This window comes from Devosia sp. A369 (genome assembly GCF_054489345.1).
The window spans coordinates 51,462-72,867 of sequence record NZ_JBTMWV010000012.1 but is presented as its reverse complement, the minus strand read 5'-3'; the positions used below and the strand labels follow the sequence as shown (position 1 = coordinate 72,867).

Here is a 21,406-nt window from a genome sequence, read left to right as displayed (position 1 = left end):
CATGGCCACAAGCATCCAATTGCGGCAGATCGTCAAAGCCTATGGCGACACGCAAGTGATCCACGGCATCGATCTCGATATCGATCCGGGTGAGTTCACCGTGTTTGTCGGCCCCTCGGGCTGCGGCAAGTCCACCTTGCTACGGATGATTGCCGGCCTCGAGCCGATCACCGGCGGCGATCTGCTGATTGACGACCAGCGCATGAACGACGTGCCGGCGGCCAAGCGCGGCATCGCCATGGTGTTTCAGTCCTACGCGCTCTACCCGCATATGAGCGTCTATCAGAACCTGGCCTTTGGCCTCGAAACCGCGCGCATGCCGAAGGCCGAGATCGCCGAGCGGGTGGCCAAGGCGGCGGAAATCCTCAAGATCGAGCCGCTGCTCAAGCGTAAGCCCAAGGCCCTGTCGGGTGGCCAGCGCCAGCGCGTCGCCATCGGTCGCGCCATCGTGCGCGAGCCGAAGATTTTCCTGTTCGACGAGCCCCTGTCCAATCTCGACGCCGAGCTGCGGGTGCAGATGCGGGTCGAGATCGCCAAGCTGCACAATGATCTCGGCAACACCATGATCTATGTGACCCATGACCAGGTGGAGGCCATGACCATGGCTGACAAGATCGTGGTGCTGCGCAGTGGCGTCATCGAGCAGGCCGGCGCGCCATTGGAACTCTACAACAATCCGAAGAACCTGTTCGTCGCCGGCTTTATCGGCAGCCCGAAGATGAACTTCCTCAGCGCCAAGGCCGATGGGGCAACGCTCACCGTGGCCGACAACAGCCTGACGCTGGACCGCGCGGTAGCGGGCGCGACGACTTTGGGCATTCGCCCCGAGCATATCACCATCGCCGAAGGCAGCGGCCTCAAGCTGGCCGAGGTGCGGGTCGATCTGGTGGAAAATCTCGGCGGCCAGACGGTGGTCTATGCCACCACCGCCGACAACCAGCCGGTCAATATCGTGCTCGAAGGCCAGCGGCCGGTGGAACTGGGCTCGACCGTCAGCGTGCATTTCGACCCGGCACGACTGCATCTGTTCAATGCCGAGGGGCAGACTTTGGCCAATAGGGACAGTTGACGGCGGGCTTATGCTGCGGGAGCATGCGCTGAAATCTGATACACCAAAGTAAGTGAGACGCCTCATGCAGGATCAAGCGGCGACCCGCCTCGAGCGGTTGGACCCGAAGCTGAGCGTCACGCTACGCGACCACGTCCACAAAGCCCTGCGCATGGCGATCCTGTCGGGGCGCTATGCGCCGCAGGAGCGGCTCAACGAACGGCAATTGGCCGAAGAACTGGGGGTCAGCACCACCCCGCTCAAGGAAGCCCTGCGCCAGCTCGAAACCGAGGGGCTGATCACCACCCTGCCGCGACGCGGCGTGGTGGTGTTGTATAGCCGGGTGTGGGCCGAGGAAATGATCCTGGCGCGTGCGGCGCTGGAATCGATGATCGCCCATCTGGCGGCCCGACGGATTGACAAACCGGCGGCTGCCGAGATGGCAGCGACCGTGGCCAGCATGCGGGTGGCCAGCGCCGCGGCGGATGCCGACCGGCTGGTCGAACTCAACGAGATTTTCCACGAGCAGATCCACATTGCCTCGCAGTGCACTTATCTGGCGCGGCTGATCGAGCGGCAGCGTTTTTACGATGAGGGCACGCGCCGGATCATTCATGCCGATCCTGAAGAACGGGCGCGAGCGCTGGCCGAACATGGCCGCATCGCCGACGCCATTGTGGCGGGCGATTCCGAGGTCGCCGAGCGCGTCATGCGCGATCACGTTGTGCGCTCGGGCGAGCATTATCTGGCGCTGGTGTTCTCCCGCGAGCAATCCGCCGCCAGCTAGCCGAGGTTTAACCGCCCGGTTTGCCGAAATGCGCCGCATTGCCTATTGATATCTGATATTTCAGATGGCATGAATGGGACAGTGGCCAATGCAGAGGTCCGGCACAAGCGGACGACTGCGACGGCAAGAGGATTGAAAAGGAGCCACCATGTCGGATGCCATCACCAAAGTGCGCGTAGCGCTCAAGGGTATTTCGGGTGTTCCTGTCACCCCCTACCAGAAGGACGGCAGTGTCGATGCGGCGGGCCTCAGCAGCCTGATCGCGCGGCTGTCGCGCAGCGGCGTGCATAATCTGATGGCCGCCGGCAATACCGGTGAATTCTTCGCGCTGTCGCTGGAGGAAATCCGCCAGGTCCACCGCGTGACCATCGAGGCCGCAGCCGGCGGCAGTGCTATTATCAGCGCCTCGGTCGGCCGCTCGCTGGTTGAGGCCAAGGCCTTGGCGCGTGACGCGATTGCCGCCGGCGCCGATGCGATTATGGGCCATCACCCAATGGACCCCTTTGCCGCTCCGGCTGCGCAGGCCCGCTATTTCCTCGAGCTGGCCGATAGCGCCACCGTGCCGTTCATCGCTTATGTGCGCACCGACACCTTCTCGATTGCCGATTTCAAATTGCTGGCTGAGCATGGCAACGTCGCCGGCATCAAGTTTGCCTCGGGCAATATGATGCTGCTGGCCGAAGCGATCCGTTCGACCACCGCCCTGCCGGCGATCTGGGTCTGCGGTCTGGCCGAGGGCTGGGCCCCGGCGTTTTACGCCATGGGCGCACGCGGCTTCACCTCAGGGCTGATCAACGTATTCCCCGAACTGTCACTGGCCATCCACAAGGCGCTCGAAGCGGGCGATTATGCCGAGGCGCGCAAGCTGATCGCGCCGATTGCCGGCTTTGAAATCATGCGCACCAAATATTTCAACGGCACCAATGTCACCGTGGTCAAGGAAGCGCTGGGGCTGATGGGTGAGGCGGTCGGGCCGGTCCGCTTGCCGGGCATGGAGGTCCTCACCGACGACGAGCGCGCGACCCTGCGCGACATTGTTGCCGGCGTCAAAGCCAGCCGTATCAGCGCCTGAGGCCAGACATGAAAATCACCGCCCTCAAGACCTATATGCAGCGCGTCGACGAACGGCCGCGCCTGTTGGTGAAAATCGAAACCGATGAGGGCATCTCGGGTTGGGGCGAGGCCTACAGTCACGGCCCCGACTGGGCGCTGCTGCCGATCCTCGACTACATGTTCAACTATCTGGTCGGCGAGGACCCGCGCCGAGTGGAGTTTCTGATCCACCAGCTGCATCAGCAGAGCCGGTTCCCACCCGGCGCGCTAGGACTGGCGGCGATCTCGGTGATCGACCATGCGCTCTGGGACATTGCCGGCAAGGCCGCCGGCCTGCCGGTCTATATGATGCTGGGCGGAAATGTACGCGACCGGGTGAAGGTCTATTGCGGTGTCTATACCGCGCCAGACCCCGAGGCAGCGCTCGACCAGACCGCCGAACTCAATGAAAAATACGGCTATACCGCCTTCAAGCTCAGCCCCTATCGGCGGGACTTGCATGCAGGGCGCTGGGGCGAACTAGTCAAGGAAACCGGCGATTATTTCGGTCGGGTGCGCGAGCTGACGCCGAGCCATTACGAATTCGCCTTCGACGCCCATGCCAAGATTTTCGAGCCCTATCAGGCGGTGCAACTGGCGCAAGCGCTGGCGCCTTACGATCCCTATTTCTACGAAGAGCCGATCCGTCCCGAACACATTCCGGCCTGGCGCGAGCTGAAGGCCAAGGTCTCGGTGCCGCTGGCCACTGGCGAGTCGCTGTATAACCGCTTCGAGTTTCTGGCGCTGCTGACGGCGGGCGGGGTCGATATCATCCAGCCCGATATCTGCGTGGTCGGCGGGATCACCGAAATGCGGCGCATCGCGGCACTGGCCGAGGCGCATTACGTGACCATTGCCCCGCACAACCCGATGGGTCCGCTGGCGACGGCGGTCAATATCCACTTCTGCGCTACCCAGACCAATTTCAAGGTGCTGGAATACAAGCCGCATGTGCATGCGCCCTGGGCCATCGACCCCTATATCCCGGTGGATGGGCACATGAATCTGCGCCCCGACCGGCCGGGCTGGGGTATCGAGATCGACGAGAAGGTCCTCGAAAAGGACGACTATATCCACTGGGAACGCAAGGTCACGCGCAAGCCGGACGGCTCCACCGCCTATCCCTAGAGCTAGCCGCCGGCGCCCTGATATTTGCTGATGGCGTAGCGCCAATGCGCCATCGCCAGCAGCACCCAGAGCGGGCCGGCCAATAGCGCTATAGGGCCGGCCCAATCGCCGAGAATGGGGATCGGCTTGCCGAGCAGCGCGCCGACCGGCACCGAGCTGGTCAGCGCCAGCGGTACGGCGGTGATCAGCAGCAATTGCAGGCCGCCGGGGAAGATGTTGAGCGGATAACGCGTCAGCTCCCAGACCCCGAAAAAGATCGAAAACAAATGGTTGGAGCGGGTCCACATCAGGGCACTGGCGCCGATCATGGTGATGATCGCGGCGGTGAGCATGGTGGCACTGACGAGGCTCGCGAGCAGATAGAGCACCGCGCCGATACTCCAGTCGAAGGGCACCGCCGAGACGGCCCAGCCCATCACCGCGACCGACAGGATGATGTGGCCGACATAGCCGATATTGAGGCCGGAAAAGACCAGATAAGCCCAGGGGCTGAACGGCTTGACCAGGAGCGTATCGAAGGTGCCGAGACGGACCAGTTCTTCAAGGTCGCGCAACTGCGTGAAGCTGAGGGCGGCGCCCAGAGAATAGCCCAGCAGCTGGAAGCTGAACAGCAGCGCCAGCTCGGGCCAGGTCCAGCCGCCCAGCGTCTCGAAGCGGGTCAGGAGGATGCCGATAGCGGCAAAGATGCTGCCATAGGACAGGATCTGCGCGAAGCGGTCGAGCCAGAAGGCGCCGCGATTCCATCTGCGCCCGCAAATGCATCTGTACTAACAAGGGGATGACGCGGAGATGATGCAGCATGGCTCAGCCTCCCTGCACGGTGATGCGGTTGGAGGCGCGATGCCATAGCCAGAGCAAGCCGATGAGGAATGCCGCCGCCCAGCCCAGGCCCAGCCCGAAATACAGCCAGCATTCTTCCAGCGGCAGGCGGCCGAGATAGACCGCATTGGGATAATAGACGATCCAGGCAAAGGGCAGATGGCGGGCTAGCGTCGCCAGCGGTTCGGGGAAGAACCAGAACGGCACCATCAGCCCCGAGAACAGACGCAGCAGGGCGGCCAGCGTCCAGGCGAGCGAAAAGCTCGTCATCAGCCAGAATGCGGCGATACCGAACACGGCCGACATCAGGAACAGCAGGCTGAAGGAAAGTACCCAATAGGCGACGAAGAACAGCCCATGCGCCAGGCTGGCGGGTGGCAGCATGCCGTAGAAAAATGCGGTGAAGGCAGTGGTGGGCACCACCAGAACGGCAAAGCGGAACAGGAAGATGCCGCACTCATTGGCGAAGAGATATAGCGGGTAGGAGATCGGCTTGAGCAGCCAGACGGCGACGTCGCCGGTCTTGAGGGAACGGCCGATCTGGTCGATGAGCCGTTCCGGCCAGGTGGCGCCCAGCACGGCGCCGCCGAGCAGGGCATAGGTCACCATTTGCGGCAGCGACACGCCATCGACCACGCTGGCGCCGACGCCGGCATAGACCGCCAGCCAGATGGCGACGCGGGCAAACACCTGCACCACCTTGCCAAGCAGATTGGCCCAGACCTCGTTGCGATAGGCGAGCTGGGTCTGGAAGGCGCTGTGAGCGAAGGCGAAATAGGCACTCACGACGCCAACGCGGCCGCGTTGCGGCGCTGGTAGAAGGTGCGGATCACCTCCTCGATCGCCGGCTCATGCAGCGCCACATCCTTGAGGCCACGCTCGCTGCCCACTTCGGCCAGGATATGGACCAGGGAAATCTCCTCGCGTTCGAGCAGGTAATGCTTGCGCAGGCCCTCATCGGCGGTGAGCGTGGCGGTGGTCAGCGGCAGCGGTCCGGGGTCACTGGCAAAGTCCAGCGTCAGTCGGCGGGCCGAGCCGAGGGCGGCGCGCAGCCGGCCCAATTCGCCATCGAAGATCAGTCGGCTGTGATCGACCATAATCAGGCGCGGACAGATGGTTTCGATATCCTGCAGGTCATGGGTGGTCAGAATGATGGTGACGCCGCGCTCGCGATTGATCTCGGCGAGAAAGCGCCGCACGGCATCCTTGGCCACGACATCGAGCCCGATCGTGGGCTCGTCGAGAAACAGGATTTTGGGGTCATGCAGCAGCGCCATGACGATCTCGGCGCGCATGCGCTGGCCGAGGCTGAGCTGGCGGACGGCGCGGTCGAGAAACGGCGTCAGCTCCAGCAATTCGCTGAAATGCTTGAGGTTGTCGGCGTAGCGGGCGGCGGGGATTTTGTAGATGCGCTGGTGCAGGGCAAAGCTGTCGATCACCGGCAGGTCCCACCACAGCTGGCTGCGCTGGCCGAAGACGACGCCGATCTGGCTGGCATTGCTCATGCGCTCAAGATGGGGCGTGTGCCCGAGCACCGACACCGTGCCGGCGCTGGGGACCAGAATGCCGGTCATCATCTTGATCATGGTAGATTTGCCGGCGCCATGGGGGCCGAGATAGCCCACCGCCTCGCCAGCGGCGATGTCGAAGCTGACATCGGAGACGGCGTTTACTTCGCTATATTGACTAGTGAGCAGCGATTTGAAGGCGCCCAGCAGGCCGGGAAAGCGCTTGTGCTGGCGGAAGCGCTTGCTGACGCTCCGAGCCTCGATCAATGCTGTCATGGCTGGCTCCTACCCCAAGGAAAGAGTAGCCGATTCTTTGCTGTTGTCTTGTGGGTTACGCGGCGTCGTTGAGCAGCTCTTCGGCCAGACCGTATTCATGCAGCTTGCGATAGAGGGTCGAGCGACCGATTTTCAGAGCCCGGGCAACGCGCGACATGCGGCCGCCGTGATGAGCAATAGCAAAGACGATAGCGGCGCGTTCGATTTCGGCCAGCGCGGCAATCTCGCCGGTGGGGGCGAGGAAGCGGTCGGGCAAAGGCGGGATTTCCGCCACCTGCCGCTGGCGGGCAGTGGTGGTGTCGATATGGGTCGGCTCGGCCGGCACCGGCACGGCTTCGATAGCGCGGATGGCTGTGTCGCGGCCGGCGGACTGGGCGACGATCTGCGGGAAGTCGACGGTTTCGAGGAAAGCGCCATCGCTCAGCACGACGGCGCGATAGACGGCGTTTTCCAGCTGGCGGATATTGCCCGGCCAGTCATAGGCGGCGAGCAGCTCCAGCGCGACTGGCGAGATGCCCAGTACGCGCTTGCCGGCTTCGGCGGCAAAGCGGGCGATAAACATGCTGACCAGCGCCGCCACATCTTCCGTGCGCTCGCGCAGTGGCGGCACGTAAATCGGGAAGACGTTGAGGCGGTAATAGAGGTCCTCGCGGAACTCGCCGGATTTGGCCAGATTGAGCAGCCGCCGATTGGTGGCCGAGATGACGCGGACATTGACGCGTTCGGTACGGGTAGCGCCGACCGGCTCGATCTCACCGTCCTGTAGCGCCCGCAGCAGCTTGACCTGCAGGTCGAGCGGCAGCTCGCCGACCTCGTCGAGGAACAGCGTGCCGTTATGGGCTTCGGTGAATTTGCCCGGCTGGTCGGCGATGGCGCCGGTAAAGGCGCCCTTCTTGTGCCCGAACAGCACCGACTCGACCAGATTGGGTGGAATGGCGCCGCAGTTGACGGTGATGAAGGGCTTGCCGGCGCGGTCGCCGGAGCCCTGAATGATGCGGGCGATCAACTCCTTGCCGACCCCGGTCTCGCCTTCGATCAGCACCGGAATAGTGGATTTACCGGCCTTGGCGCAGAGCGTCAGCACACGGGCCATGGCCGGGGCGCGGGCGATCATGTCGGCGCTGGTGAAGGTGCCGGATTTGCGGGCGCGTTCGGAGCGGATGGCGGCTTCCAGTGCGTCGAGCTTCATCGCATTGCGCAGCGAGATGACAAGGCGCTCTGGCGAAACCGGCTTGACGAAATAATCGGCGGCGCCATTGCGCATCGCCGAAATCACGGTTTCCAGCGAGGCATTGGCGGTCTGGATGATGACGGGGGTGGTCAGCCCCTCGCGGCGCATGGCGTCCATCACGCCCATGCCGTCGAGATCGGGCATGACGAGGTCGAGGATCATGGCGCCGATATTGCGGTCGTCGCGCAGAATGGCCAGCGCCTGCTCGCCGCCGGTGGCGGTCAGCGGTTTGAAGCCAGCCCGGTTGGCCACCTCGGCGGTGAGGCGCAACTGAACCGGATCATCGTCGACTACCAGAACGCGCGTCATACAGACTCCAGTCTTCTTGGACACGGCATCGAATCGTGTGCCGTTTTGGGAGCAGGATGCGCGGGGTATCTTAAGAGGCGATTAATCATAGGGAATTTCGGGTGAGGGTGGCAGTGCGGCAGGGTTGAGTGGTCAGGCACTTCCCAACCCATTCCCCCCTCGCTAAGGTCCGCGCCAAATCGAGACCAGCCGGAGACAGCCCATGACCGCCGCCCCTCAGAAAGGCCACAACCAGTTCGGCAATCTGCCGGTCTGGGACCTCTCGGACCTGTATCCGGGGCGCGACAGTCCCGAATTCAAGGCGGATCTGGAGCGGGCCAAGGCCGACGCCGCCAAGTTCGAGACCACCTATAAGGGTCGGCTGGCCGAACTGACCAAGGCGGGGACACTGATCGCGGCGATCCGCGACAGCGAGGCGCTTGGTGATTTGAGCGGCCGGATCGGCTCGTTTGCCTTCCTGCAATATGCGCAGAAGTCGAGCGATCCGGATCGCGCCAAGTTCATGGGCGACACCAACGAGGCGCTGACCAACCTCTCCACCAAGGTGTTGTTCTTCGAACTGGAGCTGAACCGGATCGAGGATGCTGATCTAGAAGCGGCTTTGGCCAGGGACCCTGAACTGGCTCGTTACCGCACCTGGTTTGACGAGCTGCGCAAGGCCAAGCCGTATCAGCTCGATGACAAGCTCGAAGAGCTGTTCCACGACAAGTCGGTGACCGCCTATTCGGCGTGGAATCGCCTGTTCGACGAAACGCTGTCCAACCTCGAATTCGAGGTGGATGGCGAAACCCTCAACATGGAATCGACGCTGCATCTGCTCTCCGAAAAGGACGAGACCAAGCGCGAAAGCGCCTTCAAGGCGTTGGGCAAGACGCTCAAGACCAATGCGCGGCTGTTCACCCACATCACCAATGTGCTGGCCAAGGACAAGGAAATCTCCGATCGCTGGCGCGGCTATGAAGACATCGCCGATAGCCGCCACATGGCCAATTCGGTCGAGCGCGAGGTGGTCGATGCGCTGCAAAAGGCGGTGCAGGACGCCTATCCGCGCCTCAGCCACCGCTACTACAAGATGAAAGCCAAGTGGTTCGGCAAGGACCAGCTCAATGCCTGGGACCGCAATGCGCCGCTGCCGACTAGCGATGAGCGCGTTTGGGATTGGGACAGCGCCGTCAGTACGGTGATGGAAGCCTATGGCAAGTTCTCGCCCAAGCTGGCCGAAGTGGCGGCACCGTTTTTCAATTCCGGCTGGATCGACGCGCCGGTGGGCGATGGCAAGCTGTCGGGCGCCTTCGCCCATCCCACCGTGCCCAGTGCCCATCCCTACCTAATGCTCAATTATATGGGCCGATCGCGCGATATTATGACCCTGGCGCATGAGCTGGGCCATGGCGTGCATCAGCGGCTGGCGGCCAAGCAGGGGCCGATCTTGGCCAATACACCGCTGACCCTGGCCGAGACCGCCAGTGTCTTCGGCGAGATGCTGACCTTCCGTTCGCTGCTCGACAAGACTACCTACCCCAAGCAGCGCTTCGCTTTGCTGTCGAGCAAGGTGGAAGACATGCTCAATACTGTGGTGCGGCAAATCGCTTTCTATGATTTTGAGCGGCGCGTCCACACGGAGCGGCGACAGGGCGAGCTGAAGACTGAGGAGATCAACCAGATCTGGCTCGATGTGCAACGGGAATCGCTGGGCGACGCGATCGTCCAAAATGACGGGTATGAAGTGTTCTGGGCCTATGTGCCGCACTTCATTCATTCCCCGTTCTATGTCTATGCTTACGCCTTCGGTGACTGCCTTGTGAACTCGCTCTACGCACAGTATGAGAAAGCCAGTGATGGCTTCGCCGAGCGCTATTTTGCGCTGCTTGAAGCCGGGGGCAGCAAGCACCATTCCGAACTGCTGGAGCCGTTTGGACTGGATGCCAAGGACCCACAATTCTGGTCGCTGGGTCTATCGATGATCGAGCGGCTGATCGATGAGCTGGAAGCAACGAGCCCCTAGGGTCGACTTTCGGCTGACAGACTTTATTACGAATGGACTTATTGAGGACGACATGGCCAAAACCCGCCCCGAACATCATTCCGAGCTTCAGGTTGAAACGCCGATGGACTACGCCCAGCATGAGGCGACCTATAATGGCTTCGTAACCGCGGTTAAATGGGCCGTGATCGTTTCGGCCATTTCCGCGGTCATCTTGTATTTCCTTATCCAACCCTGATCGCTCCGCGCATACAGGCAAGCTAAATCGAGCCTGTCCGTCGGGCAGGCGGGCAGGAGACTTTCATGAAAATTGCGATCGTCCGCGAACGTATCGAGGGAGAGAACCGCGTCGCGGCCACCCCCGAAACGGTGGGCAAGCTGATTGCGCTGGGCGCCAGCGTGTCGGTGGAAAAAGGCGCTGGGCTCGGCTCGCGCATTCTCGACCAGGATTACACCGCCGCCGGTGCAACCATTGCGGCCAGCGCCGACGCAGCGCTCAAGGGCGCTGAAGTGGTGCTGACCGTGCGCCGCCCGACGGCGGCGTCACTGTCCGGTGTCGCCAAGGGTGCGCTGGTGATCGGCGCGCTCGACCCCTATGGCAATGACAAGGATATTGCGGCGCTGGCCAAGGCCGGCGTGACCGCCGTGTCGATGGAATTCATGCCGCGCATCACCCGTGCGCAGGTGATGGATATTCTGTCATCGCAGGCGAATCTCGCCGGCTATCAGGGCGTCATCGAGGCAGCGGCGGCATTTGACCGCGCCATGCCGATGATGATGACCGCTGCCGGCACCGTGCGTCCGGCCAAGGCCTTCGTCATGGGTGCCGGTGTTGCGGGTCTGCAGGCTATTGCCACTGCCAAGCGCCTCGGCGCCGTGGTGTCGGCGACCGACGTGCGGCCGGCGGCCAAGGAACAGGTCGAATCGCTGGGCGGCAAGTTCGTCGCCGTCGAGGACGACGAGTTCAAACAGGCGGAAACCGCTGGCGGCTATGCCAAGCAGATGAGCGCCGAATATCAGGCCAAGCAGGCCGAGCTGACCGCAACCCATATTGCCAAGCAGGATATCGTCATCACCACTGCGCTGATCCCGGGGCGTCCGGCGCCGCGGCTGATCAGCAAGGCGATGGTCGAATCGATGGCTCCGGGTTCGGTGATCGTCGATCTGGCCGCCGAGCGCGGCGGTAACGTCGAGCTGACGGTGCCCGGCAAGGTCATCGAGCATAATGGCGTGACCATCATCGGCTACACCAATATGCAGGGTCGTATCCCGACCACGGCCAGCCAGCTTTATGCCCGCAATCTGCTGGCGTTCCTGACGACGCTGATCGATGCCAAGGAAAAGCAGCTCGCCATCAATTGGGATGACGAACTGGTCAAGGCGACCGTGCTGACGCGCGATGGCGCAGTGGTGCATCCGAGCTTTGCCGCTCCTGCCACTGAAGCCAAGCCGGCCGCCGAGGCTAAGCCTGCTGTTGCCAAGCCTGCTGCTGCCAAGAAGGCGCCCCCTGCCGCTGCAGATGCGCCGGCCAAGCCAGCTGCCAAAAAGGCCGCGCCAGCGTCTGACGCCGTCGCTGCACCGGCCAAGAAGCCCGTCGCCAAGAAAGCAGCGCCTGCTGCCGCTGCGACCGCTGCGGCACCGGCCAAAAAACCTGCTGCTGCCAAAAAACCTGCCACAGCCAAGCCCGCTGCCGCCAAGAAGCCCGCAGCACCCAAGGGAGCCAAGTAAATGGAAACCACGGCTGAACAAACTGCCGATGTGATTGCCGCTGCGGTGCATTCCGCAACCGGCGGGGTGATCGACCCCTTCACCTTCCGTCTCGCCATCTTCGTGCTGGCGATCTTCGTCGGCTACTTCGTGGTGTGGTCGGTGACCCCAGCGCTGCATACCCCACTGATGAGCGTGACCAACGCGATCTCGTCGGTGATCGTGGTGGGTGCCCTGCTGGCGGTGGGCGTGAGCCTGGTTTCCGGCGGCAGCTGGGAATCCAAGATCTTCGGCTTCATCGCCCTGGTCTTTGCCAGCGTGAATATCTTTGGCGGGTTCCTCGTCACCCAGCGCATGCTGGCAATGTACAAGAAGAAGGGTTGATTAGATGATCTCTGGGGATATCTCTGCCCTTCTCTATCTGGTCGCCGGCGCCCTGTTCATTCTGGCGCTGCATGGGCTCTCCAGCCCCAAGACCTCGCGTCGCGGCAACATGTTCGGTATGGCCGGCATGGGCATTGCCATCGTCACCACGTTGCTCGTGGCGGCTCCGTCTGACTGGGAAAGCTGGGCGCTGATCATCGGCGGTATCGCGCTGGGTGGCGGTATCGGCGCCTATATGGCCCGTACGGTCAAAATGACCGACATGCCGCAGCTGGTTGCCGCCTTCCACTCGCTGGTTGGTTTGGCTGCCGTGTTCGTGGCCGCCGCCGCGCTTTATGCGCCGGTTGCCTTCAACATCGGTGATGTTGGTCAGATCCATGCTCAGGCGCTGGTGGAAATGTCGATCGGCACCGCCATTGGTGCCTTCACCTTCACCGGTTCAGTCATCGCCTTCCTCAAGCTCAACGGCAATATGGGCGGCAAGCCGATCATGCTGCCGGCGCGCCACGCGATCCACATCGTGCTCGCGGCGGTGATCGTCGGCCTGGTGATTGCCTTCACGCAGTCCGGCGACCCGATGCTGTTCTGGGTCATCACCGTGCTGGCGCTGGTGCTGGGCGGATTGATGATCATCCCGATCGGCGGCGCCGACATGCCCGTGGTCGTTTCGATGCTCAACTCCTATTCGGGTTGGGCAGCGGCCGGCATCGGCTTCACGCTGGGCAATACCGCGCTGATCATCACCGGTGCGCTGGTGGGCTCGTCGGGTGCCATCCTGAGCTACATCATGTGCAAGGCGATGAATCGCAGCTTCATCTCGGTGATCCTGGGTGGCTTTGGTGCCGACACCAGCTCGGCTGGTTCCGCCGACGAAGAGACCCGTCCGGTCAAGCAGGGCGCAGCCGAAGACGCGGCCTTCCTGATGAAGAATGCCGGCAAGGTTATCATCGTGCCGGGCTATGGCATGGCTGTGGCGCAGGCCCAGCACGCGCTGCGTGAAATGGCCGACATGCTCAAGAAGGAAGGCGTCACTGTCAAATACGCCATCCATCCGGTTGCCGGTCGTATGCCGGGCCACATGAACGTGTTGCTGGCTGAAGCCAACGTGCCTTACGACGAAGTGTTCGAGCTGGAAGACATCAACTCCGAGTTCGCCCAGTCCGATGTGGCTTTCGTTATCGGCGCCAACGACGTGACCAACCCTTCGGCCAAGACCGACAAGACCTCGCCGATCTATGGCATGCCGGTGCTCAACGTCGAAGACGCCGGTACGGTGCTGTTCATCAAGCGCGGCATGGCGGCGGGTTATGCCGGCGTGCAGAACGAACTGTTCTTCCGCGACAACACCATGATGCTCTTCGGCGACGCCAAGAAGATGACGGAAGACATCGTCAAGGCACTTGGCCACTAAATGGTCTGAAATTGGAAAAGGCCCGCTTCGGCGGGCCTTTTTTTGTTCGGGTAGCCGTCGCCTCAATAGTGCGGCGGCGGCGGTTCGGTGCTGGGATCGGCGATATGAACGCCGCTGCGCACCTGCTGCTCCATCGTCTCCAGCTTGCGGGTCAGCAGGTCGATCTGCCGCCACTGCGCGGTGATGGTGGCGTTGAGCTCCTCAATGGTCTGGTCCTGATGGGCGATGTGGGTTTCCAGGGCGTCGAGGCGTTCGGCAAAATCGGACATGATGGGCTCCATTTGCGCCGGTTCTAGCGCAGGCGAAGCGCTTCGCCCAGCATTGTGCTGTTGACGTATACGGAACCCTTTTGCGGCTTCAGCCATTCCTTGTGCAGGCAAGCCCAACAGCGGAGCCGGCACATGAGCGATATGACAGCACTTCCGATCCCCGAACGCGCATCGCTTCTCGATGTGGATCGGCACGATCATCTCGGACTGCTGCTGAGCGTGACGTTGCCGCTGGCTGTGTTCGTCATCGCCAATGGTATTGCCGAGCTCAATGGCCTGTCGCCGCGATTCTTTGCGCCGCTGAACCTGCCCGCCTGGGTGGCCACGGCGCTGCATCTGGGCAGCCTGCCGCTGTTCGGTCTGGCCCGCTGGATGGTGGCCGGGCGGGGCGAGGCTGGACAGCGCGCCGGCTGGTGGATCGTGGCGCTGATCGGCGGGACGATCGCCTTTCCCTTCGTGGTGACGCCGCTCGATTCGCTGATGCTGAGCCTGGCGGCCTTCGGGCTGCTGGTGCTGGGTCTGGGGGCTATGGTGCGCGCCGGGGCGGTCAACCCCAAGGCCGCCATGGTGATGGCGCCGGGGCTCGCCTGGATGGGGTTTAGCGCTCTGGTGGGCCTCAGCTTTGCCGCCGGGTGGTCGCCCCCCTTTGCGGTCACTAACAGCCATTCTGCAGCCTAGTTCCCTCGGCGTGCGTTCTTGCAGCGCGCACCAATCCGCGCCATGTGATGGGCAACAGATTTTGCCCAAGGATGTCGGCATGGCCAGACTGCTCAAGATTGACGTGTTTACCGATGTGGTGTGCCCTTGGTGCCTCGTCGGTTCGGCGCGGCTCGACAAGGCGATTGCAGCCCTGCCCGAGGATGTTGAGGTGGTGGTGGAGAATCATCCCTTCTATCTCGATCCCAATACCCCCGCCGAAGGCGTCGTCGTGGCCGATATGCTGCGCGAGAAATACGGCAAGGAGCCCAGCGAGATGTGGGAGCGGGTGGAAAGCGAGGCCCGTAAGGCCGGGGTCGAGCTCGACCTCAGCCAGCAGCCGCGCATGTTTCCCACCAAAAAGGCCCACACCATAACCCGGCTGGCCAAGCCGCTGGGCATCCAGCACGAATTGGCCAACGCCATCGCCAATGCCTATTTCCTCGAGCATCGGCAGATCAATGACGACAATGTGCTGGCCGATATCGCCGTGGAATATGGCTTTGATCGGGGCGATGCCATCGATGCGATGAATGACGAGAACGAGCTGGCAATCACCGAGCAGCTGGCCACTGACGCGGCAGCGCAGGGGATTCGCGGCGTGCCGTTCTTCGTCTTCGGCGAAAAATACGCGCTGTCCGGCGCGCAGCCCGACGAGGTGTTCGCGCGGGCGCTGGCGCAGACCATCGACGAGATGTAGGCCGGGACATGACATGGCGGCTAAGCCGCGTATAGACTCGGGCAAATCTTGTCCGAGGGCCGTACCGTGAAGCTGCTGCGTCGTCTCCTGCTTGCCGTCGTCATTGTCGTTGCCGTCGCCTATGCCGGCGTCATTGGCTACATGTATTTCAATCAGCGGGCGCTGCAGTATGACGCGCAGGGCCCGATCACGCCGCTTTCCGCGACCACGCTGAGCGGCGCCGAAGCCATCGCCATTCCCGTCGGCGATGGAGTGGTCAATGGCTGGTACCAGGCGCCGCGCGCCGGCCTGCCGCTGATCGTTTACTACAAGGGCAATTCGGGCAGCTTCAGCGAAGAGCATGAGCGCTTCGAGCAGTTCGTCGCCGATGGCTATGGCTTCGTGGCCTTCGACTATCGTGGCTTTCCGGCCTCGCCCGGCCAGATCAGCCAGCAGGGCATTCTGGACGACGCTGTAGCAGTCTATGACTGGGCCGCCGCTACGGGCGCTCCGGTGGTCATCTGGGGCCGTTCGCTGGGCTCTGGGCCATCCACCTATGTCGCCAGCGTCCGTGACGCTCACGCGCTGCTGCTGGAGACGCCATTCCTGTCGGCGGTGACGGTGGCCGGCGAGCGCTATCCCTTCCTGCCGGTGGGCCTGGTGATGCAGGACCAGTTCCCGGTGAACCAGTGGATCGTCGATGTGGCCGAGCCGGTGCTGGTGGCGCATGGCACGGGCGACCGGACCATCGATGTCAGCAATGGCGAGCGGGTCTATGCACTGGCGCCCAACAAGGATGAGCTGTGGATCGAGCCCGGCGCCGACCATAGCGATCTGTGGGACCGGGGCATCTGGAGCCATGCCGAACCGTTCTTTGTGCGGGCGATGGCGGAGTAGGGCGCTGCCCTGCTCTCCCCGGCGCGTGTGATCTCCAGACAAACAAAAACGCCGCCCCGAAGGACGGCGTTTTCAAAATTGATGGCGAACCGACTAGGTGCGCGGCAGCACAGATGCGCTCGGGCGAGCGGGCTGGCCGGGACGCGCTGTCGGCGTCGGGGCGGGCAGGCCGCCTTCGCGCTGCAGACGCTTACGAGCCAGCTTGCGAGCGCGACGAATCGCCTCGGCCTTCTGGCGAGCCTTCTTCTCCGAGGGCTTCTCGTAGTAGTTGCGCAGCTTCATCTCACGGAAGACGCCTTCGCGCTGCAACTTCTTCTTAAGCGCGCGCAGCGCCTGATCAACGTTATTATCGCGAACGACTACTTGCAAAGGTCAACCGCCCTTTCGAAGCTGGACATGTGGGTTTGGATAAGAGCGCCGAAGTCATATAACCCCGTCGCCGACCAGCCGAGCTAGTCACCGTGGGGCGCTCTATAGCCCAGCTATCTGGGCTTGTCCACCGTGACTCTGTGAAAAACGCGAATTGGTGCCGCATAGGCTTGCCCCGGCGGGGCTGCGGCGGAACACTCAAACCCGGTGATTTCCTCGCCCGGAGACGAAGATGATGCCTGAACTGGTGCTGCTGCCCGGATTGCTCTGCGATGAGCGGCTGTGGCGCGAGGTGATTCCCGGGCTCGACGCGTCCTGCGTGGTCGCCGATCTGACGCTTGATGATTCCATCGCGGCGATGGCAACCCGCGTGCTGGCGGGGGCACCGGCCCGATTCGCGCTGGCTGGGCTCTCCATGGGCGGTTATGTGGCGCTGGAGGTCATGCGGCAGGCGCCGGAGCGGGTGACGCATCTGGCGCTGCTCGATACCTCGGCACGGGCCGACGACGAGGCGCGCAAAGCAACGCGGCGCAAGGGCATCGAGATGGTGGGGCAGGGTCGCTTCATCGGCGTGTCGCGGGGCCTCCTGGCTAGCCTGGTGGCGCCGCAGCATCTGGGCACGGCAGTGGCGCGCGAAGTGCAGGCCATGTCCGAGCGGGTCGGGCAGGCGGCCTATCTGCGCCAGCAGGTAGCGATCATGAACCGGATCGATTCCCGGCCCGCCCTGGGCGCCGTCACGGTGCCGACGCTGGTCGGGGTGGGCGAAAGCGACAAGCTGACCCCGCCCGAGCTGGCCGAAGAGATCGCGGCCAACATTGGCGGAGCGGAACTGGTGCGCTTCGCCGATAGCGCCCATCTGCCGACGATGGAGAATCCGCAGGCGGTCGCGGCGGCGATGCGGGTCTGGCTGGGGCGCTAGCGCCGGACGATTCGGTTCACATGGCCCATCTTGCGGCCGGGACGGGTCTCGGTCTTGCCGTAGAGATGCGGCTGGGTGTTGCCATCGAGTCCGGTGGGGACGATGGATACCTCGTCGCCGACCAGATTTTCCATCACCACATCGGCCATGCGCGCGGGATCGCCGAGCGGCCAGCCGAGGACGGCGCGGATATGCTGCTCGAACTGGTCGGTCAGGCACACCGCCTCGGTCCAGTGCCCGGAATTATGCACGCGCGGGGCGATTTCATTGACCATCAGTGTGGGGCGTTCGCCGGGGATGACGAAAAACTCCACCCCGAGCACGCCGACATAGTCGAGCGCCACGACGATCACCTTGGCCAGCATGGCGGCGTGTTTCTCGACGCCGGGCGGAATATCGGCCGGTACGGTGCTGGTGAACAGAATATGGTCGCGATGCACGTTTTCGGCCGCGTCGAAGGCGCGCACTTCGCCACGGACATTGCGCGCCACCACAACGGAGATTTCCTTGTCGAAGGGCACGAAGGCTTCCAGCACCAGAGGCTTGGGGCTGAGCGCAGCAAAGGCCGCCGCGGCCTCGCTGCGGTCGCGCAACACCCGCTGGCCCTTGCCGTCATAGCCCAGCCGCGTGGTCTTGAGCACGGCAGGCAGTCCGAGAGCGTCGATGGCCGCCTCGAGGTCAGCCAGGGTCTCCACGGCCCGGTGCGGCGCCACGGGGATGTTCTTGGTGGCGAGGAAGGTCTTTTCGACCAGCCGGTCCTGCGACACTGCCAGCGCGTTGGCGCCGGGGCGCAGCGGCTTGCGGGCGGCGAGAAATTCGGCGGTGGCCGCCGGGACATTCTCGAATTCATAGGTGATGACGTCGACCGCATCGGCAAAGGCAGCCAGCGCGGCCTCGTCGTCATAGGCGGCGACGGTCTTGTGCGGGGTGACCTCGAAAGCCGGGCTATTGGGGTCGGGGCAATAGATATGGGTGCGCATGCCCAGCCGGCTGGCGGCCAGCGACAGCATGCGGCCGAGCTGGCCGCCGCCGAGAATGCCGATCATGCTGCCGGGGGGCAGCGCGGTGAGGTCGTGAGTCAAGACTTACTCGGTATCTGCAGGGAACAAGGGGACGGAGGCGGTCTGGGCGGCGCGGTAGGCGTCGAGCCGGTCGGCCAGATCGTCATCGGACAGGGCCAGCACGGCGACGGCCAGCAGCGCCGCATTGATGGCGCCGGGCTCGCCAATGGCCAGCGTGCCCACCGGAATGCCGCCGGGCATCTGCACGATGGAGAGCAGGCTATCCTGCCCGCTCAGCGCCTTGGATTTAACGGGGACGCCAAACACCGGCAGCGGCGTCATCGCCGCGATCATGCCGGGCAAATGGGCAGCGCCGCCGGCACCGGCAATAATGATCTTGAAGCCTTCGCTGCGCGCATTGCTGGCGAAGTCGACCATGCGGTCGGGGGTGCGGTGGGCCGAGATGATGCGTGCCTCATACTCCACCTCCAGCGCTTCGAGCGTTTCGGCAGCAAGGCGCATGGTGGGCCAATCGGACTGGCTGCCCATGACAACGGCGACAGGTGGCTTGATCAGCATAGAGCCCTCATCCTCAAGCTCCGCAAAGCGCGCACTTAGCCCAGATTTGGCCACAAAACAAGGCGGCTATCGGCTCAGGCGATGATGTCGGGCAGCAGAATATTCTCAAGTTGGACGATGCGGTCCTTGAGCGCCAGCTTGCGCTTCTTGAGCCGCTGAATCAGCATCCGGTCGGCGACATGAGACTCGGTCAACGTGTCGATGGCAGCGTTGAGATCGCTGTGTTCCTGCCGCTTAGTGGCCAATTCCAGACCCAGGCTGGCTTCCTGTTCCTTGGTGAGCGAAAGCATTGATTCCGCGCGCTCCTGACGCCTCAGCCGTTACCTCTGGTTAACTGATCACGGGAACTTTTGCACCCGTTTTCAAACGGGCTCCGAAAGGGCGTCGACAAAGCATGAATTATTTGTGACGATCCCCTTGTCCACATAGGCTTGCAAGGAGTTGTCATGACGACTGAAGGGCATATCGCGGCGCTCGAACGGCGCCATCAGGAGTTGGACCGCAAGATCCAGACCGAGATGCAGAATTCTCGGGTCGACGATCTTACGGTCGCAGCGCTCAAGCGCAAGAAACTCGAAGTGAAGGACCAACTCTACAAGTTTGCGGCGACGACCCAGTAAAAAGCAGGTTTTCCAGTATTGGATTGAAGGGTCACAGCCTGTGCTGCGGCCCTTTTTTGTTGGCCGGCAGGGGGTGGGGCTAAAGCCCCCAGAACACCCCTCTGGCGCCGTCCCAGATCAGCTTGAGGGCCAGCAGGAACACCAGCCAATAGGCGATGTGGTAGAACCAGGACAGGGAGATGCGCCGCACCAGCCAGACGCCGATCAGCACGCCGAGAATGCCGACCGGAATCAGCGCGGCGGACAGGGTCAGATTGTGGATATTGAGCTGGCCCAGGAAGAAATACGGGATCAGCTTGGCCGAATTGACCATAGCGAAGAAAAACGCCGAGGTGCCGGCATAGATGGCCGGGGGCAGGCGCTGCGGCAGCACGAAGATCTGGAACGGCGGGCCGCCGGTATGGCTGATGAAGCTGGTGAAGCCGGCAAAGCCACCCCAGAAATTGCCCCAGAGGCGTGATGGCGGCAGGCCTTCGAGCTTCTTGCGCAGCGGCAGGATGGCGTCGAGGATGAACAGCAGCGTCACCACGCCGACAAACAGCAGCACCCCGGCATCGGACACCACCGACCACAGCGCCCAGCCCAGCAGCGTGCCGATGGCGGCGCCGGGCAGCATGACGCGCAGGATGTGCCAGTTCACTTCCTTGCGATAGGTCCAGACGGCGATCACATCCATGGCCAGCAACACCGGCAGCATCATCCCGGCGGCATCGCGCGCCGGCATGACGAGGCTGAGCAGCGGCACGCCGACCATGCCCAGGCTGCCCAGCAGTCCGGCCTTGGACAGCCCGACAATGAGTGCTGCGCTGACTGCGACCGCGACGAAATAGGGATCGAAGATGGGCATAAGCGGTCCAGTCGGTGGAGTGCAATGTCACTGCCGCGCCGGCAGCTGCCAGACAAAGAAAAACTCCCGCTGGCGCGGGAGTTTTGTCGTATCGGGGTAGATCAGTCGTCGGTGTTGGGCTGCAGCGACTTGAGCTTGGAGAACACCGAGTCGGCGTCGAAATCGTCCTGCGCCTGTTCGGGGCGATGGTCGTTGCTGGCGAATTCGCCATCGGCGTCTTCGCTATGGCCGCGGCTACCCGAACGGGCCAGCGCTTCCTCGGCCGTCATCAGCATGGTGCCTTCCTCGACCTCATCGGGGCCGACGCTGCCCTTGCTGGCGCGCTTGACCTCAAGGTCGAGGTCGATCTGGCTGCACAGGCCCAGCGTCACCGGGTCCATGGCGGTCAGATTGGCCGCGTTCCAGTGGGTCGATTCACGCACCGAATCGATGGTCGACTTGGTGGTGCCGACCAGACGCATGATCTGGGCGTCCTTGAGCTCGGGATGATTGCGCACCAGCCACTTGATGGCGTTGGGACGCTCATTGCGGCGCGAAATCGGGGTGTAGCGCGGACCCTTGCGCTTGCTGGCCGCCACGTGAACCTTGGGCTCGCTCAGCTTGAGACGATAATTGACGTCGTTCTCGGCCTTCTCGATTTCCTCGCGGGTCAGCTGCCCGTTCTGGATCGGGTTGACGCCCATGATACCGCCAGCAACATCGCCATCGGCAATGCCCTGAACTTCGAGCGGGTGCAGCGTGCAGAAGGCAGCGATCTGCTCGAACGACAGCGCCGTGTTGTCAACGAGCCAGACAGCAGTTGCCTTCGGCATCAACAAGGGCTGGGTCATGATGAATCTCTCCTGC

General features: G+C 63.1%; 24 protein-coding genes and 1 pseudogene. 14 read left to right on the top strand and 11 right to left on the bottom strand.

What is annotated here, in order from left to right:
• The first annotated feature begins 1 nt into the window (after position 1).
• From ACX3OZ_RS14990 to ACX3OZ_RS14975, 4 genes are all read left to right on the top strand, one after another.
• Positions 2–1,069, top strand: coding sequence for an ABC transporter ATP-binding protein (locus ACX3OZ_RS14990; RefSeq protein WP_459104797.1), 1,068 nt, complete (start codon positions 2–4; stop codon positions 1,067–1,069).
• A 64-nt stretch (positions 1,070–1,133) separates the two neighbouring features.
• The gene (locus ACX3OZ_RS14985) at positions 1,134–1,835 is read left to right on the top strand and encodes a GntR family transcriptional regulator (RefSeq protein WP_459104796.1); all 702 of its coding nucleotides are present in this window, start codon (positions 1,134–1,136) and stop codon (positions 1,833–1,835) included.
• Between the two features lie 148 nt (positions 1,836–1,983).
• Positions 1,984–2,907 (top strand): dihydrodipicolinate synthase family protein, encoded by a 924-nt coding sequence (locus tag ACX3OZ_RS14980; RefSeq protein WP_459104795.1) that lies wholly within the window; start codon positions 1,984–1,986, stop codon positions 2,905–2,907.
• A gap of 8 nt (positions 2,908–2,915) precedes the next feature.
• Positions 2,916–4,055 (top strand): mandelate racemase/muconate lactonizing enzyme family protein, encoded by a 1,140-nt coding sequence (locus ACX3OZ_RS14975; RefSeq protein ID WP_459104794.1) that lies wholly within the window; start codon positions 2,916–2,918, stop codon positions 4,053–4,055.
• Between the two features lie 2 nt (positions 4,056–4,057).
• Here ACX3OZ_RS14975 and ACX3OZ_RS14970 read toward each other — a convergent pair.
• The 4 genes and pseudogenes from ACX3OZ_RS14970 to ACX3OZ_RS14955 form a co-directional block, all read right to left on the bottom strand.
• Positions 4,058–4,856 (bottom strand): annotated as a pseudogene (locus tag ACX3OZ_RS14970) (ABC transporter permease); the annotation flags it as partial.
• Positions 4,857–4,859: 3 nt separating this feature from the next.
• On the bottom strand, positions 4,860–5,660 hold the full coding sequence (locus ACX3OZ_RS14965) for an ABC transporter permease (protein WP_459104793.1): 801 nt from the start codon (positions 5,658–5,660) through the stop codon (positions 4,860–4,862).
• Positions 5,657–6,658: an ABC transporter ATP-binding protein gene (locus ACX3OZ_RS14960; RefSeq protein ID WP_459104792.1), complete on the bottom strand. Its 1,002-nt coding sequence runs from the start codon at positions 6,656–6,658 to the stop codon at positions 5,657–5,659. The genes ACX3OZ_RS14965 and ACX3OZ_RS14960 overlap by 4 nt, the downstream gene beginning before the upstream one ends.
• Positions 6,659–6,713: 55 nt before the next feature.
• A complete protein-coding gene (locus ACX3OZ_RS14955) occupies positions 6,714–8,198 on the bottom strand; it encodes a sigma-54-dependent transcriptional regulator (protein WP_459104791.1) in 1,485 nt (494 codons plus the stop codon).
• A gap of 202 nt (positions 8,199–8,400) precedes the next feature.
• Between ACX3OZ_RS14955 and ACX3OZ_RS14950 the strand changes: the two genes are divergently transcribed.
• The 5 genes from ACX3OZ_RS14950 (at position 8,401) to ACX3OZ_RS14930 (ending at position 13,684) form a co-directional block, all read left to right on the top strand.
• A complete protein-coding gene (locus ACX3OZ_RS14950) occupies positions 8,401–10,203 on the top strand; it encodes a M3 family oligoendopeptidase (RefSeq protein ID WP_459104790.1) in 1,803 nt (600 codons plus the stop codon).
• Between the two features lie 52 nt (positions 10,204–10,255).
• Positions 10,256–10,420 carry an aa3-type cytochrome c oxidase subunit IV gene (locus tag ACX3OZ_RS14945; RefSeq protein WP_459095611.1) on the top strand — a complete coding sequence of 55 codons (165 nt, stop codon included), beginning with the start codon at positions 10,256–10,258 and terminating at the stop codon, positions 10,418–10,420.
• 65 nt (positions 10,421–10,485) lie between these two features.
• Entirely contained in the window at positions 10,486–11,910 is a 1,425-nt protein-coding gene (locus ACX3OZ_RS14940) for a Re/Si-specific NAD(P)(+) transhydrogenase subunit alpha (protein ID WP_459095612.1), read from the top strand.
• Positions 11,911–12,273: a proton-translocating transhydrogenase family protein gene (locus tag ACX3OZ_RS14935; RefSeq protein WP_459095613.1), complete on the top strand. Its 363-nt coding sequence runs from the start codon at positions 11,911–11,913 to the stop codon at positions 12,271–12,273.
• Positions 12,274–12,277: 4 nt separating this feature from the next.
• The gene (locus ACX3OZ_RS14930) at positions 12,278–13,684 is read left to right on the top strand and encodes an NAD(P)(+) transhydrogenase (Re/Si-specific) subunit beta (RefSeq protein ID WP_459095614.1); all 1,407 of its coding nucleotides are present in this window, start codon (positions 12,278–12,280) and stop codon (positions 13,682–13,684) included.
• 62 nt (positions 13,685–13,746) lie between these two features.
• On the opposite strand, the gene ACX3OZ_RS14925 is transcribed toward ACX3OZ_RS14930, so the two are convergent.
• Positions 13,747–13,953: a SlyX family protein gene (locus ACX3OZ_RS14925; protein ID WP_459095615.1), complete on the bottom strand. Its 207-nt coding sequence runs from the start codon at positions 13,951–13,953 to the stop codon at positions 13,747–13,749.
• Positions 13,954–14,085: 132 nt separating this feature from the next.
• Here ACX3OZ_RS14925 and ACX3OZ_RS14920 point away from each other — a divergent pair, with 132 nt between their 5' ends.
• The 3 genes from ACX3OZ_RS14920 (at position 14,086) to ACX3OZ_RS14910 (ending at position 16,225) form a co-directional block, all read left to right on the top strand.
• The gene (locus ACX3OZ_RS14920; RefSeq protein WP_459104789.1) at positions 14,086–14,631 is read left to right on the top strand and encodes a hypothetical protein; all 546 of its coding nucleotides are present in this window, start codon (positions 14,086–14,088) and stop codon (positions 14,629–14,631) included.
• Positions 14,632–14,710: 79 nt separating this feature from the next.
• On the top strand, positions 14,711–15,349 hold the full coding sequence (locus ACX3OZ_RS14915; RefSeq protein WP_459104788.1) for a DsbA family oxidoreductase: 639 nt from the start codon (positions 14,711–14,713) through the stop codon (positions 15,347–15,349).
• Positions 15,350–15,415: 66 nt separating this feature from the next.
• Positions 15,416–16,225, top strand: a complete 810-nt coding sequence (locus ACX3OZ_RS14910) for an alpha/beta hydrolase (RefSeq protein ID WP_459104787.1) — start codon at positions 15,416–15,418, stop codon at positions 16,223–16,225.
• Positions 16,226–16,318: 93 nt separating this feature from the next.
• Here the strand turns inward: ACX3OZ_RS14910 and rpsU are convergent, their stop codons facing one another.
• Positions 16,319–16,594, bottom strand: coding sequence for a 30S ribosomal protein S21 (gene rpsU / locus ACX3OZ_RS14905; protein ID WP_459095619.1), 276 nt, complete (start codon positions 16,592–16,594; stop codon positions 16,319–16,321).
• Positions 16,595–16,826: 232 nt separating this feature from the next.
• Here rpsU and ACX3OZ_RS14900 point away from each other — a divergent pair, with 232 nt between their 5' ends.
• Positions 16,827–17,513 (top strand): alpha/beta fold hydrolase, encoded by a 687-nt coding sequence (locus ACX3OZ_RS14900; protein WP_459104786.1) that lies wholly within the window; start codon positions 16,827–16,829, stop codon positions 17,511–17,513.
• Here ACX3OZ_RS14900 and ACX3OZ_RS14895 read toward each other — a convergent pair.
• The 3 genes from ACX3OZ_RS14895 to ACX3OZ_RS14885 all read right to left on the bottom strand — a co-directional run bounded on the left by ACX3OZ_RS14895 (position 17,510) and on the right by ACX3OZ_RS14885 (position 19,383).
• Positions 17,510–18,595, bottom strand: coding sequence for a 5-(carboxyamino)imidazole ribonucleotide synthase (locus ACX3OZ_RS14895; protein ID WP_459104785.1), 1,086 nt, complete (start codon positions 18,593–18,595; stop codon positions 17,510–17,512). The genes ACX3OZ_RS14900 and ACX3OZ_RS14895 overlap by 4 nt on opposite strands.
• 3 nt (positions 18,596–18,598) lie before the next feature.
• A complete protein-coding gene (purE, locus tag ACX3OZ_RS14890) occupies positions 18,599–19,093 on the bottom strand; it encodes a 5-(carboxyamino)imidazole ribonucleotide mutase (protein WP_459104784.1) in 495 nt (164 codons plus the stop codon).
• 74 nt (positions 19,094–19,167) lie between these two features.
• Positions 19,168–19,383 carry a YdcH family protein gene (locus ACX3OZ_RS14885; protein WP_295886717.1) on the bottom strand — a complete coding sequence of 72 codons (216 nt, stop codon included), beginning with the start codon at positions 19,381–19,383 and terminating at the stop codon, positions 19,168–19,170.
• Between the two features lie 156 nt (positions 19,384–19,539).
• Here ACX3OZ_RS14885 and ACX3OZ_RS14880 point away from each other — a divergent pair, with 156 nt between their 5' ends.
• A complete protein-coding gene (locus tag ACX3OZ_RS14880) occupies positions 19,540–19,713 on the top strand; it encodes a YdcH family protein (RefSeq protein WP_459095623.1) in 174 nt (57 codons plus the stop codon).
• Positions 19,714–19,792: 79 nt separating this feature from the next.
• On the opposite strand, the gene ACX3OZ_RS14875 is transcribed toward ACX3OZ_RS14880, so the two are convergent.
• On the bottom strand, positions 19,793–20,560 hold the full coding sequence (locus ACX3OZ_RS14875; RefSeq protein ID WP_459104783.1) for a sulfite exporter TauE/SafE family protein: 768 nt from the start codon (positions 20,558–20,560) through the stop codon (positions 19,793–19,795).
• 101 nt (positions 20,561–20,661) lie between these two features.
• The gene (locus ACX3OZ_RS14870; protein ID WP_459095625.1) at positions 20,662–21,390 is read right to left on the bottom strand and encodes a DUF1013 domain-containing protein; all 729 of its coding nucleotides are present in this window, start codon (positions 21,388–21,390) and stop codon (positions 20,662–20,664) included.
• Positions 21,391–21,406: the final 16 nt, after the last annotated feature.